Below are 17,301 nucleotides of genomic sequence, written 5' to 3' on the forward strand. Positions count from 1 at the left end.
CCCCCTCGTCTGACCCCGGCTCCGTACCGTACGACCGCCTCGTACGGTCCGCCGCACACCTGGACCCGCCGACACCCGGGCCCCGCTGCCACTGCGGCAGCGGGGCCCGGTTCCGTACGGTGTGCCCGGCGCGGCCGTGTGCTCGGGCGGCGCGGGCGGCCTGGGCCGCTCAGGCGCTGACGGCCAGCCGCCGGCGGAGCAGGGCCGCCAGGGCGTCCGCGAAGCCGACCGGCTCGACCGGCAGGGTCACCGCGGCGTCCGCACGGCTCCAGGTGGCCAGCCAGGCGTCCTGCGGGCGCCCCATGAGCAGCAGCACGGGCGGGCAGTGGAAGATCTCGTCCTTGATCTGCCGGCACACGCCCATACCGCCCGCCGGAACCGTCTCGCCGTCCAGCACGCAGACGTCGATTCCGCCCCTGTCGAGCTGTTCGAGCACCGCGGGCAGGGTCGCGCACTCCACGAATTCGACAGGCGGTACATCGGCGGCCGGCCGGCGTCCCGCTGCCAGCCTGACCTGCTCGCGGGTGTTCGCGTCGTCGCTGTAGACCAGCACCGTGGCGGTCGGCTGCATTGTTCCTCCGTGACATCAGTGTCTGCGAGGGCTTCAGGGCTCCATTGCCATGAACCGATGCGCGGATGCTACTCCGTCGGACAGCGAGTCAGCACGGGTACCGACAGCCTTCGCCGACCCGTTCGAGCTGGGCACACGTCCACGGACACACCGAACGGCACCCCCCGGAGTCAGCGCGGGATAAGCGACCGACATAATGTCGGTCGTGGCGACAGCAACGACAGTAGAAACCGGGCACGCGCACCCGTCGGTCAACCGGCCGAACCTCACCAGCGTCGGAACGATCATTTGGCTGAGTTCCGAGCTGATGTTCTTCGCGGCCCTCTTCGCGATGTACTTCACCCTGCGATCGGTGATGGGCGCGGCGCACTGGAAAGAGATGGCGTCGCACCTGAACATCCCGTTCTCCGCGACGAACACCACGATCCTGGTGCTCTCCTCGCTCACCTGCCAGCTCGGCGTCTTCGCCGCCGAGCGGGGCGATGTGAAGAAGCTCCGCTCCTGGTTCGTGGTCACGTTCGTGATGGGCGCGATCTTCATCGGCGGTCAGGTCTTCGAGTACACCGAGCTTCTGAAGAAGGACGGCCTCTCGCTGTCCTCCGACCCGTACGGCTCGGTGTTCTACCTGACGACAGGCTTCCACGGTCTGCACGTGACGGGAGGTCTCATCGCGTTCCTGCTGGTACTGGGCAGGACCTACGCGGCCAAGAGGTTCACCCACGAGCAAGCGACCGCCGCCATCGTCGTGTCCTATTACTGGCACTTCGTCGATGTCGTCTGGATCGGCCTTTTCGCCACCATCTACTTGATCAAGTAGCCGGGCACCGCGCCCGGAGCGCACACAATCCAGCAACACCGACGCAGAAGATCCTGACACCGGGGTAATCCGTGAAAAAGCTCTCCGCACGACGACGCCATCCGCTGGCGGCGGTCGTCGTCCTACTCCTCGCGCTGGCGGCCACCGGGGGGCTGTACGCCGCGTTCGCGCCCGCGGGCAAGGCACAGGCTGACGAGACCTCCCAGTCCCTCGCCATCGAGGAGGGCAAGAAGCTCTACACCGTCGGCTGCGCAAGCTGCCACGGAACCGGCGGTCAGGGCAGCAGCGACGGCCCGCCCCTGGTCGGCGTCGGCGCCGCGGCCGTGGACTTCCAGGTCGGCACCGGCCGGATGCCCGCGCAGCAGCCCGGCGCACAGGTACCGAAGAAGAAGGTCATCTACTCGCAGGCGGAGATCGACCAGCTCGCCGCGTATGTCGCCTCCCTCGGTGCCGGACCGGGCATCCCGACCAAGGAGCAGTACAGCCCCGCGGGCGCGGACATCGCCAGGGGCGGCGACCTGTTCCGTACCAACTGCACCCAGTGCCACAACTTCACCGGCGAGGGCGGCGCCCTGACGCACGGCAAGACGGCACCGAGTCTTGAGGGCGCGAGTCCGAGGCACATCTACGAGGCCATGCAGACCGGCCCGCAGAACATGCCTTCGTTCCCCGACTCGACGATGCCGGAGCAGCAGAAGAAGGACATCATCGCGTACATCCAGACGGTGAACGGCGAGAAGGCCGAGAGCCCCGGCGGTCTGAATCTGGGCGGCCTCGGTCCTGTCAGCGAAGGTCTGTTCGGCTGGATCTTCGGTCTGGGTGTCCTGATCGCAGCCGCCGTCTGGGTCGCGGCCCACACCGCTAAGGCCAAGAAGTCATGAGTAGCCAAGAAGAGTTTTCCGAAGAGAACCTGCCGAGCGAGCGGGGCGGCGCGGTGGAGCCCGGGCGCGATCCGTTCGCCGACCCCGGTCTGCCGGCCCACCGGCCGCGGATGCAGGACATCGACGAGCGCGCGGCCAAGCGGTCCGAGCGCACGGTCGCCATGCTGTTCCTGCTGTCGATGGTGGCGACCGTCGCGTTCATCGCCTCGTTCGTGGCCTTCCCGGTCAGCAAGATCGTCTATGTCTGGCCGCTGGGTCATGTCAGCATCCTGCACCTCGCCCTGGGCCTGACCCTGGGTGTGGCGCTGTTCTGCATCGGCGCCGGTGCCGTCCACTGGGCCCGTACGCTGATGTCGGACGTCGAGACCGCGGACGAGCGGCACCCCATCGAGGCGCCGCCCGAGGTCAAGGCCAAGGTCCTCAAGGACTTCGCGGCCGGTGCCGAGGAGTCGGCCTTCGGCCGCCGCAAGCTGATCCGCAACACGATGTTCGGCGCGATGGCGCTGGTGCCGCTCGCCGGTGTGGTGCTCCTGCGTGATCTGGGCCCGCTGCCCGAGAAGAAGCTCCGCTCCACGCTGTGGGCCAAGGGCAAGCAGCTCATCAACATGAACACCAACCAGCCGCTGCGCCCCGAGGACGTCGTCGTCGGCTCCCTCACGTTCGCCATGCCCGAGGGCCTGGACGAGCACAGCGAGGACTTCCAGAAGCAGATCGCCAAGGCGGCCCTGATGATCGTCAGGATCCAGCCGGACGAGATCAAGAGCAAGCGCGAGCTCGACTGGTCGCACCAGGGGATCGTGGCGTTCTCGAAGATCTGCACCCATGTCGGCTGCCCGATCAGCCTGTACGAGCAGCAGACGCACCACGTGCTCTGCCCGTGCCACCAGTCCACCTTCGACCTCTCCGACGGCGCCCGCGTCATCTTCGGTCCGGCCGGTCACGCCCTTCCGCAGCTCCGGATCGGTGTGAACGCCGAGGGCAACCTCGAAGCGCTCGGCGACTTCGAGGAGCCCGTCGGTCCTGCTTTCTGGGAGCGCGGATGAGTACCAGCACTGCTTCTTCGGACGACAAGAACCGCAGGGCGCCCGCCGGTGAGCGGGTCGCCGACTGGGCGGACGGCCGGCTGGGGATCTACTCCCTGGCCAAGGCCAATATGCGGAAGATCTTCCCGGACCACTGGTCCTTCATGCTCGGTGAGATCTCCCTCTACAGCTTCATCATCATCATCCTCACCGGTGTGTATCTGACGCTGTTCTTCCACCCCTCGATGAACGAGGTGGTGTACCACGGCAGTTACGTACCGCTCCAGGGCGTGCGGATGTCCGAGGCGTACGCCTCGACGGTGGACATCAGCTTCGACGTCCGCGGCGGTCTGCTGATCCGGCAGATCCACCACTGGGCCGCGCTGATCTTCCTCGCGGCCATGCTGGTGCACATGATGCGCGTCTTCTTCACGGGCGCGTTCCGCAAGCCGCGTGAGATCAACTGGCTGTTCGGCTTCCTGCTGTTCGTGCTGGGCATGTTCACCGGGTTCACCGGCTACTCGCTCCCGGACGACCTGCTCTCCGGTACCGGTGTGCGCTTCATGCAGGGCGCGATCCTGTCGGTGCCGGTGGTCGGGACGTATCTCTCGATGTTCCTGTTCGGCGGGGAGTTCCCCGGCGGCGACTTCGTGGCCCGGTTCTACTCGGTCCACATCCTGCTGCTGCCCGGCATCATGCTGGGGCTGGTCGTGGCGCATCTGATCCTGGTCTTCTACCACAAGCACACCCAGTTCGCGGGTCCCGGACGTACGAACACGAACGTCGTGGGCATGCCGCTGCTGCCGGTCTACATGGCCAAGGCCGGAGGCTTCTTCTTCCTGGTCTTCGGTCTGATCGCGATCGTCTCGGCCATCGCCACGATCAACCCGATCTGGGCGCTCGGTCCGTACCGCCCCGACCAGGTGTCCACCGGAGCCCAGCCCGACTGGTACATGGGCTTCTCCGAAGGGCTCATCCGTGTGATGCCGGGGTGGGAGATCAACTTCCTGGGGCACACGCTTGTCCTGGGTGTGTTCATCCCGTTGGTGATCTTCCCGCTGGTGCTGGTCGCGATCGCGGTCTACCCGTTCATCGAGGGCTGGGTAACCCGGGACCCCCGCGAGCACCACATCCTGGACCGGCCACGCAACGCACCGACCCGTACGGCCTTCGGTGTGGCCTGGCTGACCTGGTACTTCATCCTGCTCATCGGTGGCGGTAACGACCTGTGGGCGACGCACTTCCATCTGTCGATCAACGCGATCACCTGGTTCGTCCGGGTCGCCTTCTTCGTCGGACCGGTCGTCGCCTTCGTCGTCACCAAGCGGATCTGTCTGGGTCTCCAGCGGCGCGACGCCGAGAAGGTGCTGCACGGACGCGAGTCCGGGATCATCAAGCGGCTGCCGCACGGTGAGTTCATCGAGGTGCACACCCCGCTGGACCAGGCCGATCTGCACCGGCTGACCGCGCACGACCAGCACAAGCCGGCCGAGATCGGCCCGCCGGTCGACGAGAACGGCGTACGCCGCAAGGTCGGCCCCGCCGAGAAGCTCCGGGTGAAGCTCAGCAAGGGCTACTACGGCGAGGGCAGCCAGATCCCCAAGCCGACCGCCGAGGAGTACAACGAGATCGCGGCCGCGCACGGCCACGGGCACGAGGAGATCACCACGGGTCACGGCAACCACTGATCCGGCCCTAGCAGGTCGCCACAACCGAGGGCCCCGGCCCGGTTCCCCCACGAGGGGACCGGCCGGGGCCCTCGGCGTGCGCGGGCGGGCGGGTGTACGGGGTGTGCCGGCCCGTCCGTACTCCGGTCACTCGTGCCTGCGGCCACGGCTCCGCCGATACGCTTACGGCGGGCCCCGTACGGCCCGTACCCATCCCCGGGCACCCACCAGGAGCGAGCATGAGCGCTGTGACCCCCGTCGGAGGCGACACCGTGGCGGACCGCACCTGGCCTGGCGTGCTGAACCCGCTGCTGCGCGGCGAGAACCTGAGCCTCCAGGACACGGCGTGGGCCATGGACCGCATCATGAGCGGCGAGGCCACCGACGCGCAGATCGCCGGGTTCGCGGTGGCGCTGCGGGCGAAGGGCGAGACGGTGGAGGAGGTCTCGGGCCTCGTACGCACCATGTACGCGCACGCCAACACCATCGAGGTGCCCGGCCGTACGGTCGACATCGTCGGTACGGGTGGGGATCTCGCCAAGACCGTCAATATCTCCACGATGGCGGCGATCGTGGTGGCGGGCACGGGTGCCAAGGTCGTCAAGCACGGCAACCGCGCGGCCTCGTCCGCGAGCGGGGCCTCGGACGTCCTGGAGAAGCTCGGCGTCAATCTGGAGCTGACCCCGCAGCGGGTCGTGGAGGTCGCCGAGGAAGCGGGGATCACCTTCTGCTTCGCGGTGAAGTTCCACCCGGCGCTGCGGTACGCGGCCAAGGCCCGCAAGGAACTCGGCGCCCAGACCACCTTCAATGTGCTGGGCCCGCTGACCAATCCGGCGCGGGTCGGGTCCCAGGCGGTGGGCGTCGCGGATCTGCGGATGGCGCCGATCGTGGCCGGGGTGCTCGCCGACCGTGGCAACTCGTCGCTGGTCTTCCGCGGTGACGACGGCCTGGACGAGCTGACCACCACGGCCACGTCCCGGGTGTGGGTGGTACGGGACGGCAAGGTCACCGAGGAGTCCTTCGACCCGCGCGACGTGGGCCTGGACCTGGTGCCGATCGAGGCGCTGCGGGGCGCTGACGCCTCGTACAACGCGGATGTGGCACGCCGGTTGCTGGCGGGCGAGACGGGCCCGGTCCGTGACGCGGTCCTGCTGAACGCGGCGGCGGCGCTGGTGGCTCTGGACCCGGCGGATGACGCGCTGACGGTGCAACTGGGGGCGGCAATGGCGACGGCGGCGGAGGCGGTGGACTCGGGCGCGGCGAGGCGGACGCTGGAGCGGTGGGTGGCGGCGAGCAACGCGGGCGCCTGAGAGGCGCGTGCGCCGGCGCCGGGGCGGGCCCGTGCCTTTGGGCTCCCGGCGCCGGGGCGGGCCCGTAGTGTTGCGCACCCGGCGCCGGGCTGGGCGGTTCCGTCCTCAAACGCCGGACGGGCTGCTGTGTTGTGTCCTCAAACGCCGGACGGGCTTGAGTCCCGGATTACGGACAGCTGTGCGGGTGGCGCGGCACTGTGTGCCATACTCTTTGACCAGGTCATGAGCGACAGCGATTACGGCCCCGGCTCGCTGTCCGGCAACCCTCCGTCCGTGGCGGGGTGCCCCGGGTGAAGACCAGGCCGTGGGCAGCGAGGTCCGCGGCAAGCGCGGGCCCTTTGGGGTCCTGGTCCCCAAAGGGAGCCGTTTCGTGAGCCCGAACGCCGTCAGCACGACCGCCGCCGCCCCCCTTCCCGTTCTTGGGCGCGATGTCACCGTTCCGCTGGTCACCGGTGGCGAGGTCACCTACGCCGCGCTCGACTACGCCGCCAGCGCCCCCGCGCTCCAGCGGGTCTGGGACGATGTCGCCGCGTACGCCCCGTACTACGGCAGTGTCCACCGCGGCGCCGGGTATCTCTCGCAGCTCTCCACGGACCTGTTCGAGAACAGCCGCCGCACCGTCGCGGAGTTCCTCGGCTGCCGCCCCGACGACCAGGTCGTCTTCACCCGCTCGACCACCGACTCGCTGAATCTGCTCGCGGCCGTACTCCCGGCCGGCTGCGAGGTGTTCGTCTTCGAGACCGAGCACCACGCCTCCCTGCTGCCCTGGCGGGACGCCCGCGCCGGGGACGCCAGGATCAGCTATCTCAACGCCCCCCGCACCCCCGGTGAGGCCGTCGCCACCCTGGACCGGGCGCTGGCGCGGCGGGACTCGCGGCGTCCGGCGCTGGTCTGTGTCACCGGCGCCTCCAATGTCACCGGTGAGCTGTGGCCCGTACGGGAACTGGCCGCCGCCGCGCACGCCCACGGCGCCCGGATCGTCCTCGACGCCGCGCAGCTCGCCCCGCACCACCGCGTGGACATCGCCGCGCTGGACGTCGACTGGGTCGCCTTCTCCGGGCACAAGCTGTACGCGCCGTTCGGCTCCGGGGTCCTTGCGGGCCGCGCCGACTGGCTGCGGGACTCCGAGCCGTATCTCGCGGGCGGCGGCGCCAGCCGTACGGTGGCGCGCAGGGCCGACGGCGGGGTCGACGTCGAGTGGCACACCACGGCGGCCCGGCACGAGGCCGGTTCGCCGAATGTGATCGGGGCGTACGCGATCGCCTCCGCCTGCAAGGCGCTCACCGAGGCGGGCTTCGACACCCTCGTCGCGCGCGAGCGGCGGCTCATCGACCGGGTGCGCTCGGGGCTCGCCGAGGTGCCCGAGGTCAGGGTGCTCTCGCTGTTCGGGGACGACGCCCCGCGTGTGGGCGTCCTGTCGTTCGTGGTCGAGGGCTGGAACAGCTCGCACTTCGCCGCCGCGCTCTCCGCGGAGTACGGCATTGGCGTACGGGACGGGCTGTTCTGCGCCCACCCGCTGGTGCGGACCCTGCTGGGGACGGATCCGCAGGACCCGGGGGAGTGCGGGGCCCCGGAGGCGGAGCCGGGCGAGCGCTCGCTCAACGCGATCCGGGTCAGCTTCGGCGCCGGGACCCCGGACGAGCATGTGGACCGCTTCGTCCGTGCCGTACGGGAGCTGGTGAGCGACGGGGCGCGCTGGAACTACCGTACGGAGGACGGCCGTTGTGTCCCCGACCGGACCGGCGCGCCGACGGCGTGACCGTACGGGCGCACAAGCCCTAGGCGTCGAGGCCGATCGCGAACGCCGCTTCCAGGTCGTGCTGGGAGTACGTACGGAACGCCACATGCGTGTCCGTGGCCTCGACGCCCTCGATCTTGCTGATCCTGCCGGGGATCACATCCGCCAGATCGTCGTGCCTGGCCACCCGCACCATGGCGATCAGGTCGTACGTACCGGTGACCGAGAAGACCTCGCTGACGCTGTCGAGCGCGGCGATGGCCTCCGCGATCTCGGGGATCCGGTCCACGCTGGTCTTGATGAGCACGATCGCGGTGATCACGGCTGACGTTCTCCCTCGGTGGCCGCGGTGTGGTCTCCCACTGTATCGGTACGCCAGTACCGCACCCAGGTGTAGAGGAAGCCCTCGCCGAAGCCCACCAGGTGCGTCAGATAGGCGACACCCGGCCCCGAAGCGGCACCGCGTGCCGCCAGCCACTGGAGCGCGAACCAGAAGATCAGCACGATCCAGGCGGGGAAGCGCAGCGGCAGGAAGAACAGGAACGGGAAGAGACTGGTGACCCGGGCCTTGGGGAAGAGGAAGAGAAAGGCGCCGAGCACGCCCGAGATCGCGCCCGAGGCGCCCACCAGGGTCTGGTCCGAAGCCGCGTTGGCCAGTGCGTACGCGAGCAGCGCGAGACAGCCGACGCCGACGTAGAAGAGCAGGAAGTGGATCCGGCCCATCCGCTCCTCGGCCATCGCGCCGAAGACGAACAGGAACAGCATGTTTCCGAGCAGATGCAGCCAGCTACCGTGCACAAAGAGCGCGGTCAGTGGACTGAGCAGGGCTCGTGGCGAGGCGCTGAGCAGTTCGACGGGGATGACACCCCACTGTTCGAAATAGGCGCTCTGGGCGGCGAGCCGTGCTTCTCCTGTCCCGTACGCGGGATTGAAGCCCGAGGCCGGGCTGAGCAGGAAAGCCAGACAGCAGAGCCCGATCAGTGTGTAGGTCACCACCGGTCCGTCGGCCTTCGTCCGCCACGTATTCACCGACAGAGCATGGCGTACCGGGACCGACCGGTACAGAGCGCCTCGCCGCTCCCTGGGGTGGCCCCGAGGCCGTAGGGTTGCAGGGAGTACATCCGCTGTTCGACGGCGCAGCACGGACGACGGCGCGAGGGGCAGCGGGACCGGACGACCGCAACGGACGGAACGACGTGGAAGAGGGCGCACTGATGACTACGGTTCCCCGGCCGACGGCGGCCACCCGGTGGCGCTGCACCCTGTGCGGCAATCTCACGCGCTTCGACGTGACGCGGTCGTCCAAGGCCGTGGAGTACGTCCATCTGGACCTGGCGGGGGAACCGACGGTCGAGGAGCGCGAGGTGGTCAGTGAGACCATCGAGTCGGTGCGGTGCCGGTGGTGCAACGCGGTGGATCAGATCGAACTGGTGGACAGGCCGGGCGCCGGTTCCTGAGGGAGCCGCCCGAAAGGGTATGGGGTGACGGATGTGGAGCAGGGCGCAAGCGGTGCGGAGCCGGCCGGCGCGGCCGGCGGTGACGCCGCGGAGGCCCTCGACCGCCCGCTCCCGGACGGGGTACGGCGCAGGGTCATCGCGCTGGTGTCGGACGCCTTCGGCGGTCTGACCCTCACCGAACTCCCCACGCAGTTGCGGCAGTACGCGCGGTTCACCCCGAACCGGCGGGCGAGGTTCGCGGGCAACGCGATGGCGGCGGCCCTGGAGAGCGATCCGCTGTTCCGGCAGCGGATCGGCGAGCGGATCAGCCAGTCCCAGCCGGAGCTGGCCGGGGCGCTGGAGTCGGGATCGCCGCCCGCCGCCGCGGACCCCGTGGACGTCGCGGCGGCCGCGTATGTGCTCAGGCCCCCCGGATGGGTGAAGTTGGTGGCCGCGGCGGGCGAGGAGGCCCAGCGCGCGGACGCCGAGCGCGCCGACGAGGAGGCCCGGCGCGAGCTGGAGCGGCTGCGCGAGGAACTCGCCGTCGCGCGGGCGTTGACGAAGAGCGAGACCGAGCGGCTGCGTACGGAGCTGGAGGCGGCCCGCAAGGAGGCCGAGGCGCTCCACCGCAAACTGCGCAGCTCCCAGAGCGATGTGAAGCGGGGCGAGGCCGCGCTGCGCCGTATCCAGGCGGAGACCGAGACGGTCAGGGCCGAGGCCGCCGCGCAGGTGTCGGCCGCCGAGAGCGAGACCCGACGGGTCAAGGCGCGGCTCGCCGAGGCGGAGGCGTCGGTCGAGGCGAGCCGCAGGGCCGCCCGTGAGGGGCGCTCGGCGGAGGACATGCGGCTGCGGCTGCTGCTGGACACCGTGCTGGAGTCGGCGCAGGGGCTGCGGCGCGAGCTGGCGCTGCCGCCCGCCACCGGGCGTCCCGCCGACGCGGTGGACGCGGTGGAGCCGGGCCGTATGTCGCCCAAGGACGTGGCGGCCCGAGCGCTGTCCGAGACCGATCCGGCCCTGCTCGATCAATTGCTGGCGCTGCCGCAGTCACATCTGATCGTGGATGGCTACAACGTCACCAAGACCGGCTATCCGACCATGCCGTTGGAGAAGCAGCGGCTGCGGCTGCTGGGCGGGCTGGCCATGCTGGCGGCGCAGTCGGGCGCGGAGACGACCTGTGTCTTCGACGGCGCGGAGCTGGCCGCTCCGGTGCTGCTGGCGCCGCCGCGCGGGGTGCGGGTGCTGTTCTCCAAACCGGGAGTGACCGCGGACGAGTTGATCCGCCAGCTCGTCAGGGCGGAGCCGCCGGGACGGCCGGTGGTGGTGGTCTCCACGGACCGCGAGGTCGCCGACGGGGTGGCGCGGGCCGGGGCCAGGCCGGTCGCGTCCGCCTTGTTGCTGAAGCGCCTTTCGCGTGTCTAGTCAACTTGTGGGGCTCATGCCCGAATTGGTCATATATTAATGGGGCGCAGCGTCAAATGCCCATCACTGTCTGTGGACTGTCTGTAAATTATGCGCGTCGTGATGGAGATTTTCCTCGTGAGGATTTGAACTGATCACAAGAAGGTCACTATGGTCAGGCGTCGAACCTTCGCGCGGTTGATCACCCACCCGGGGTGGCAGCGAAGGAACCGCCGATTTCATGCAGTTCAGCCCAGTTGGCAGGGGTGTGGAACGTATGGAGCCGGGGCCTGTGTCCCCGAGGCCCGGTAGGCGGCTGAGGAAGAAGGAGCTCGCCTCCGTGGCGTCCCACCGTCGTCCCAAGCAGCCGAGCCGCGCCCGTGTGACCGTGCTCACCGCGACCGCTGCCGCCGCTGTCGCTCTGACCGCCCAGGCCGCGCAGGCTGCCCCGCAGCCGAGCAAGAGCGACGTCAAGGAGAAGGTCGACAAGCTCTACGAGGACGCGGAGAAGGCCACCGAGAAGTACAACGGGGCCAAGGAGGCGCAGGGCAAGCTCGAAAAGCAGGTCGACGCCCTCCAGGACAAGGTCGCCCGCGGCCAGGACGAGCTGAACGACCTGCGCGACAGCCTCGGTTCGATGGCCAGCGCCCAGTACCGCACCGGTGGCATCGACCCCTCCGTGCAGCTCTTCCTCTCCTCCGACCCGGACAGCTACCTGGAGGGCGCCTCCACGCTCGACCAGGTCAGCGCCAAGCAGGCCGACTCGCTCCAGCAGATCCAGGAGAAGCAGCGGTCCCTCGCGCAGCAGCGCAAGGAGGCCCAGGCCAAGGTCCAGGACCTCGCCGAGACCCGCAAGGAGCTCGGCTCGAAGAAGGCCGAGGTCCAGGAGAAGCTCGCCGCCGCGCAGAAGCTCCTCAACACGCTCACCGAGCAGGAGCGCGCCTCGCTCGCCGCCGAGGAATCCCGCTCCAGCCGCGCCACCTCCCGCGCGGACCTGGGCAATGCGAAGCCCGCCTCGGGGTACGCCTCGGCCGCGTTCGCCGCCGCCCAGGGCAAGATCGGCACGCCGTACGTCTACGGCGCCTCCGGCCCCAGCTCCTTCGACTGCTCCGGGCTGACCTCCTGGGCGTTCGCGCAGGCCGGGGTCGCGATACCCCGGACCTCCGAGGCCCAGGCCAACGCCGGTACGCGCATCGGGATGAGCCAGCTCCAGCAGGGCGACCTCGTCATCTTCTACGGCGACCTGCACCACGTCGGCTTCTACGCCGGCAACGGCCAGGTGCTGCACGCGCCGAAGCCGGGTGCGAGCGTGCGGTACGAGTCGATCAACAACATGCCGTTCCAGTTCGGCGTCCGTATCTGAACCACCACCGCGTCCGACGCACCACTGCCCTCGCCGGCGTCCGCGACGCCGCCCGTTCGGGCGAATTTCGGTGCGCTCCGCTGACACCACGCCCCGCCGATGACCTGTGGTCTACGGCGGGGCGCCGCTTTGTGTGCCCGGGGCGGTCGTTGGCCGCTCCGTGACCGTACGGCTACTGTCTGCTCCCGCGGCTCCGGCCAGTGGTCCGCCCGCCGGGCGGCCGGGGGCCGCGTCAGTGCGTCCAGCGGAAGGAAGTGCGGCTTCCTGTGGTGTCCCATCGCCGTCCCTCACAGCCCGGTCCCGGCTCCGCCTCGCGCGGCGGCGCGGCGGTGGCCCTGACCGCCGCCGTGGCCACGGCGGCCGTGGCGCTCGGAGCGGCCCCCGTGGGCGCCGACCCGGGGCAGACGCCCGAGGAGGTACGGGCCACGGTCGACCGGCTCTACGAACAGGCCGAGAAGGCGACCGAGCTGTACAACAGGGCGACCGAGCGGGTGGACCGGCTGCGGGCGCTGGTGGACCGGGCCCGGGACAGCGCGGCGCGCGGCCAGGAACAGATCAACCGGATGCGCGGGGCGCTCGGTTCGGTCGCCGGCGCGCAGTACCGCTCCGGCGGGCTCGACCCGGCGCTCGCCCTGCTGCTCTCCTCCGACCCCGACAGCTATCTCGACAAGGCGTCCTTACTGGAACGGGTCGGCGCCCGCCAGTCCGGTGCCCTGACCGAACTCAGGCGCGCCCAGCGCGGACTGGGCCAGCTACGGACGGAAGCCGCCCACGATCTCGCCGAACTGGAGCGCAGCCGGGCCGTCGTCGCCCGGCACAAGCACACCGTCGAACGCAAACTCGCGCAGGCGCGGCGGCTGTTGAACTCCCTGCCCGCCGCCGACCGGGAGTCCTACGCCCGGTCGTCCCGCTCCGGCCGCGACGGACTGCCCGTGCTCTCCGGCGCGGGGGCGGCCTCGGGGCGCGCCTCCGCGGCGTTCCTCGCGGCGCAACGGGCCGTGGGCCGGCCGTATGTCTGGGGCGCCAACGGGCCTTCCGGCTTCGACTGTTCGGGCCTGACCCAGTGGTCGTACGCGCAGGCCGGGGTCGGTCTGCCCCGTACCTCCCAGGCACAGCGGTACGCGGGCCGCCAGGTCTCCCTCTCCGAGGCGCGCCCCGGCGATCTGGTGGCCTACCGCGACGACGCCAGCCATATCGCGATGTACGCGGGCAACGGCCAGGTGATCCACGCCCCGTACCCGGGCGCGGCGGTGCGCTACGACCCGGTGGGCATGATGCCGGTCTCTTCGGTCACCCGGGTCTGACGCCCACCCCGGTCCGACGGCGCCCGGCCCGCGCCCGGCACCTCGTACCATCGGCGCTGTGGCAGGTCGGGTGGCGTGGGGCGCGGTGGGGCGGTGGACGGCCGTCGTACTGCTCGTGCTGTCCGGCTGCGGGTGTACGGCGCCGGCCGAGGGGGCCGACCGTGCCGCCCGGGAGACGGCCCGGGAGATCGCCGCCACCCTGGACCGCCGGGCCGCGGCCGTCATGGACCGGGACGAGCGGGCCTATCTCGCGGTCGTCGACCCCTCGGCGACCGCGCTGCGGGCCGCCGGGCGGCGGGAGTTCGGGAACCTCGCCGAGGTGCCGCTCGGGTCCTGGACGTACCGGCTCACCGATGTCGAGCGCTCCGGCGACCGCGCCACCGTCCGCGCCGAACTGCACCACCGGATCGCGGGCTACGACAGCGCGCCGGTCTCCGAGCCGCGCACGCTGGAGCTGCGGGAGCGCGCCGGACGGTGGTACGTGACCGCCGACCGGCCGGGCGAGGGGAGCGGCGCCCAGCAGCTCTGGCAGCAGGGCCGGGTACGGGCCGTACGCGGCGCGCACAGCCTCGTCCTCGGGGTCGGCCAGGACGACGCCCGGCTGCGGGCGGTCGCGGACGCCGCCGACGCGGCCGTGCCCGCCGTCGCGGACGCCTGGCCGGGCGGCTGGGCCCGCCGGGAGGTGCTGCTCGTCCCGGCCTCGTCCGAGGCCATGGCGAGGCTGCTGGGCGCCTCCACGGACGGCTACCGGGACATCGCCGCGGTCACCACGGGCATCTCCGCCGACGGCAGCGGCACCCGGGGCGCCTCGCCCGCCGACCGGATCGTCGTCAACCCCACGGCGTACGACACCCTCGGCACCTTCGGACAGCATGTCGTCCTCACCCATGAGACCACCCATGTGGCGACCCGGGCCGCCACCTCCGCCGCGACCCCGCTCTGGCTCTCCGAGGGCTTCGCGGACCGGGTCGCGTACCGGGGAACGGACCGTACGGCCGAGCGGATCGCCCCCGAACTCCAGCGCGCCGTACGCGACGGCGACACCCCTACCGCACTGCCCTCCGACGAGGACTTCGCCTTCGGCGCCGGAGCCGACCGGCTGGCCCGGGCGTACGAGAGCGGCTGGCTGGCCTGCGAGCTGATCGCCGACCGCTGGGGCGAGCGGAAGCTGACCGACTTCTACCGCGCGGTCGGCGCCCACGACGGGCGTGACGGCGCGGTGGAGGACGCCCTGCACACGGTCCTGGCCACCACCCCGGAGGACTTCACCGCGCGCTGGCGCGACTACCTTCGCCGGCGGCTGGGCTGACGGCTTCCCTGTCCGCCCGCGCTCCCGGCGGGGGCACGGTCCCGCGCCACAGCCGCCGGCAGGCGATCAGGCTCGCGGCGACCAGCAGCCCGTTCCGTACGAACAGCAGCGTCACGCCCACCGGATCGCCCGCCACCACATGCGAGAACAGCAGCGGGAACTCGAGCAGGGTCACCGCCGTCGCCGCCAGCACCAGCCACGCGGGCAGCGCCATCCGGGAGGAGCGCGACACCAGACAGACCGCCGCCAGCCCGACCAGCCAGAGCATGTACTGCGGGCTGATCACCCGGCTCGTGGTGGTGAAGAGCAGTACCGCCGTGAAGCCCGCCTCGCCGGGGGTGCCGGGACCGTACGAGCGCGCTCGCAGCCGCCAGACGAGCAGCCAGCCGAGGGCGAGCGCGGTCAGCCCCATCGCGGCCGTGCTGACCAGCCCCACATACGGCCCGACGAACTCCACGGAGCCGTAGTTGAGCAGCACCTCGCCGCCCCAGCCGTGGTGCCGCGCCAGTTGGAACACCAGGGCGCCCAGCGACTCGATCTCGGTGCCGCGGTCCCGCTGGAAGGTGAGGAACGCCAGCGCGCCCGGCATCGCCGCGCAGCAGACCACGAGCAGCGCGGTCCCGGTGACGGCCGCCGAGGTCCAGGCACGGCGGGTGGTACGGCCGCGCGGGGTGCCCACCAGCAGCAGCACCGGCCAGACCTTCAGCAGTGCCCCGAACCCGGCCAGCGCGCCCATCGTGCGCGGTCTGCGCGCCCCCGCGAGCAGCGCGGCGACGCCCACCGCCGTCACCATCAGGTCGTAACGCGCGTACGAGGTCGGCCCCAGCAGCGGCACCCCCGCCACCCACAGCCACGCCCCCCGGGGCGACCGGTCCGCGCCCCGGGCGGCCCGCAGCAGCAGCACGAGGACCACCGCGTCGCAGAGGAAGGCCAGCACGAAGAAGGCGGCTGCATAGCCGAGGAAGGGCAGGACGGCCGGGGAGAGAATCGCGAGGGCCGCGGCGGGCGGGTACTGCCAGGTGACATCGTCCAGCGGGTACGTGCCGGTCTTCAGCACCTCGTACCAGCCGTGGTAGATCACCGACACATCGCCGGTCACATCGGGCCCCGGCACGGTGAACACCTTGAAGACGGAGAGCAGCAGAACGGCCCTGGTGAGGGACCACACCACAACGAGGGCGGTGACCGGGAGCCGCCGTGTGCCGCGCGTGCCCGCCATGACCACCCCGTCCGGTTGCCGGCTCTTCCCGCCGTCGCTGCCGATGCCCGTTGCTGATGTTTCATGACGTTTTCTGCCCGATCGTCGGAGTCATGATGCCGGGCGGGGCCGTGGCCCATCCATGAGGCGGGGCCGTTGCGCACGGGCGGTGGCGAGTACTGTCGGCGGCGATGCACAAGACACTGATCGTGACCAACGACTTTCCGCCGCGGCCCGGGGGCATCCAGGCGTTCCTGCACAATATGGCGCTCCGGCTGGACCCGGAGCGGCTCGTCGTCTACGCGTCGACGTGGAAGCGCGGCCGGGAGGGCGCGGAGGCGACCGCGGCGTTCGACGCCGAGCAGCCGTTCACGGTCGTACGGGACCGTACGACCATGCTCCTGCCGACCCCGCGCGTGACCGCCCGGGCGGCCGGGCTGCTGCGGGAGCACGGCTGCGAGTCCGTCTGGTTCGGCGCTGCGGCGCCGCTCGGGCTGATGGCCCCGGCGCTGCGGAAGGCCGGCGCGCGGCGCCTGGTCGCCACGACGCACGGGCACGAGGCGGGCTGGGCGCAGCTTCCCGGTGCGCGGGGGCTGCTGCGGCGGATCGGCGAGTCCACGGACACGCTCACCTATCTCGGCGAGTACACCCGCTCGCGGATCGCGGGCGCGCTCTCCGCGGAGGCCGCCGCGCGGATGACACGGCTGGCGCCCGGCGTCGACGAGAAGACCTTCCACCCGGACTCCGGCGGCGCCGCGGTACGGGAGCGGCTCGGGCTCGCCGACCGGCCCGTCGTGGTCTGTGTCTCCCGGCTGGTGCCGCGCAAGGGGCAGGACACGCTGATCCGCGCGCTGCCCGCGATCCTGTCGCGGGTGCCGGACGCGGTCCTGCTGATCGTGGGCGGCGGGCCGTACGAGGGGGAGCTGCGCAAGCTGGCGGCGGAGACGGGGGTGGCCGGGGCCGTGCGCTTCACGGGCGCGGTCCCCTGGGCCGACCTGCCCGCCCACTTCGGCGCGGGCGACGTCTTCGCGATGCCCTGCCGCACCCGGCGCGGCGGCCTCGACGTGGAGGGCCTGGGCATCGTCTACCTGGAGGCCTCGGCGACGGGCCTCCCGGTCGTCGCGGGCGACTCCGGCGGTGCGCCGGACGCGGTCCTGGACGGTGAGACGGGCTGGGTGGTCCGGGGCGCCCCGCCGGAACTGGCGGCGGCGGAGTCGGCGGACCGGATCGTCACGCTGCTGGAGGACGAGGGGCTGCGACGGCGGATGGGGGAGCGGGGGCGGGCCC

At 71.2% G+C, this 17,301-nt stretch carries 16 protein-coding genes and 1 riboswitch; of the genes, 12 read left to right on the forward strand and 4 right to left on the reverse strand.

Translation table 11 applies throughout. The annotated features are described in order from the left end of the window. Positions 1–169: 169 nt before the first annotated feature. The gene (locus WH07_RS26860; protein ID WP_046505278.1) at positions 170–571 is read right to left on the reverse strand and encodes a DNA-binding transcriptional response regulator; all 402 of its coding nucleotides are present in this window, start codon (positions 569–571) and stop codon (positions 170–172) included. A gap of 196 nt (positions 572–767) precedes the next feature. Between WH07_RS26860 and ctaE the strand changes: the two genes are divergently transcribed. From ctaE to WH07_RS26890, 6 genes are all read left to right on the forward strand, one after another. Then, positions 768–1,388 (forward strand): aa3-type cytochrome oxidase subunit III, encoded by a 621-nt coding sequence (gene ctaE / locus WH07_RS26865; RefSeq protein WP_046505280.1) that lies wholly within the window; start codon positions 768–770, stop codon positions 1,386–1,388. Positions 1,389–1,459: 71 nt separating this feature from the next. Next, positions 1,460–2,269, forward strand: a complete 810-nt coding sequence (gene qcrC / locus WH07_RS26870) for a cytochrome bc1 complex diheme cytochrome c subunit (RefSeq protein WP_046505283.1) — start codon at positions 1,460–1,462, stop codon at positions 2,267–2,269. Next, positions 2,266–3,312 carry a cytochrome bc1 complex Rieske iron-sulfur subunit gene (gene qcrA, locus WH07_RS26875; RefSeq protein WP_046505285.1) on the forward strand — a complete coding sequence of 349 codons (1,047 nt, stop codon included), beginning with the start codon at positions 2,266–2,268 and terminating at the stop codon, positions 3,310–3,312. Before qcrC ends, qcrA begins: the two co-directional genes overlap by 4 nt. Next, entirely contained in the window at positions 3,309–4,979 is a 1,671-nt protein-coding gene (qcrB, locus tag WH07_RS26880; protein WP_046505289.1) for a cytochrome bc1 complex cytochrome b subunit, read from the forward strand. The genes qcrA and qcrB overlap by 4 nt, the downstream gene beginning before the upstream one ends. A 218-nt stretch (positions 4,980–5,197) precedes the next feature. After that, entirely contained in the window at positions 5,198–6,268 is a 1,071-nt protein-coding gene (gene trpD, locus WH07_RS26885; RefSeq protein WP_046505291.1) for an anthranilate phosphoribosyltransferase, read from the forward strand. A 218-nt stretch (positions 6,269–6,486) separates the two neighbouring features. Then, positions 6,487–6,604, forward strand: a riboswitch (SAM riboswitch). A 34-nt stretch (positions 6,605–6,638) separates the two neighbouring features. Then, entirely contained in the window at positions 6,639–8,027 is a 1,389-nt protein-coding gene (locus WH07_RS26890; protein WP_046505293.1) for an aminotransferase class V-fold PLP-dependent enzyme, read from the forward strand. Positions 8,028–8,046: 19 nt separating this feature from the next. Here WH07_RS26890 and WH07_RS26895 read toward each other — a convergent pair whose 3' ends face one another. Further along, positions 8,047–8,328 (reverse strand): Lrp/AsnC family transcriptional regulator, encoded by a 282-nt coding sequence (locus WH07_RS26895; RefSeq protein ID WP_046505295.1) that lies wholly within the window; start codon positions 8,326–8,328, stop codon positions 8,047–8,049. Next, positions 8,325–9,035, reverse strand: coding sequence for a rhomboid family intramembrane serine protease (locus WH07_RS26900; RefSeq protein WP_232789072.1), 711 nt, complete (start codon positions 9,033–9,035; stop codon positions 8,325–8,327). Before WH07_RS26900 ends, WH07_RS26895 begins: the two co-directional genes overlap by 4 nt. A gap of 185 nt (positions 9,036–9,220) precedes the next feature. Here WH07_RS26900 and WH07_RS26905 point away from each other — a divergent pair, with 185 nt between their 5' ends. From WH07_RS26905 to WH07_RS26925, 5 genes are all read left to right on the forward strand, one after another. Then, a complete protein-coding gene (locus tag WH07_RS26905) occupies positions 9,221–9,463 on the forward strand; it encodes a hypothetical protein (protein ID WP_046505306.1) in 243 nt (80 codons plus the stop codon). Between the two features lie 33 nt (positions 9,464–9,496). After that, complete coding sequence (locus tag WH07_RS26910; RefSeq protein ID WP_046505308.1) at positions 9,497–10,861, forward strand: NYN domain-containing protein; 1,365 nt, start codon at positions 9,497–9,499, stop codon at positions 10,859–10,861. Positions 10,862–11,180: 319 nt separating this feature from the next. Then, the gene (locus WH07_RS26915) at positions 11,181–12,203 is read left to right on the forward strand and encodes a C40 family peptidase (RefSeq protein WP_046505299.1); all 1,023 of its coding nucleotides are present in this window, start codon (positions 11,181–11,183) and stop codon (positions 12,201–12,203) included. Between the two features lie 266 nt (positions 12,204–12,469). Beyond that, complete coding sequence (locus WH07_RS26920; protein WP_046505301.1) at positions 12,470–13,507, forward strand: C40 family peptidase; 1,038 nt, start codon at positions 12,470–12,472, stop codon at positions 13,505–13,507. Between the two features lie 58 nt (positions 13,508–13,565). Continuing rightward, on the forward strand, positions 13,566–14,816 hold the full coding sequence (locus WH07_RS26925; RefSeq protein ID WP_079023582.1) for a hypothetical protein: 1,251 nt from the start codon (positions 13,566–13,568) through the stop codon (positions 14,814–14,816). Here the strand turns inward: WH07_RS26925 and WH07_RS26930 are convergent. Further along, entirely contained in the window at positions 14,773–16,035 is a 1,263-nt protein-coding gene (locus tag WH07_RS26930; protein ID WP_046505303.1) for a glycosyltransferase family 87 protein, read from the reverse strand. The genes WH07_RS26925 and WH07_RS26930 overlap by 44 nt on opposite strands. A 170-nt stretch (positions 16,036–16,205) precedes the next feature. Here WH07_RS26930 and WH07_RS26935 point away from each other — a divergent pair. Continuing rightward, a partial coding sequence (locus WH07_RS26935; protein WP_046505304.1) for a glycosyltransferase family 4 protein occupies positions 16,206–17,301 on the forward strand: 1,096 nt, incomplete at its 3' end.

This window comes from Streptomyces odonnellii, from assembly GCF_000981895.1.
In the GTDB taxonomy this organism is placed as follows: Bacteria; Actinomycetota; Actinomycetes; order Streptomycetales; family Streptomycetaceae; genus Streptomyces; species Streptomyces odonnellii.

Bases quoted from the DNA above. Each gene is read 5' to 3' on its own strand.
- WH07_RS26860 (WP_046505278.1), bottom strand. From the start codon at position 571: ATGCAGCCGACCGCCACGGTGCTGGTCTACAGCGACGACGCGAACACC.
- WH07_RS26905 (WP_046505306.1), top strand. From the start codon at position 9,221: ATGACTACGGTTCCCCGGCCGACGGCGGCCACCCGGTGGCGCTGCACC.
- qcrA (WP_046505285.1), top strand. From the start codon at position 2,266: ATGAGTAGCCAAGAAGAGTTTTCCGAAGAGAACCTGCCGAGCGAGCGG.
- ctaE (WP_046505280.1), top strand. From the start codon at position 768: ATGTCGGTCGTGGCGACAGCAACGACAGTAGAAACCGGGCACGCGCAC.
- qcrB (WP_046505289.1), top strand. From the start codon at position 3,309: ATGAGTACCAGCACTGCTTCTTCGGACGACAAGAACCGCAGGGCGCCC.
- trpD (WP_046505291.1), top strand. From the start codon at position 5,198: ATGAGCGCTGTGACCCCCGTCGGAGGCGACACCGTGGCGGACCGCACC.
- WH07_RS26930 (WP_046505303.1), bottom strand. From the start codon at position 16,035: ATGGCGGGCACGCGCGGCACACGGCGGCTCCCGGTCACCGCCCTCGTT.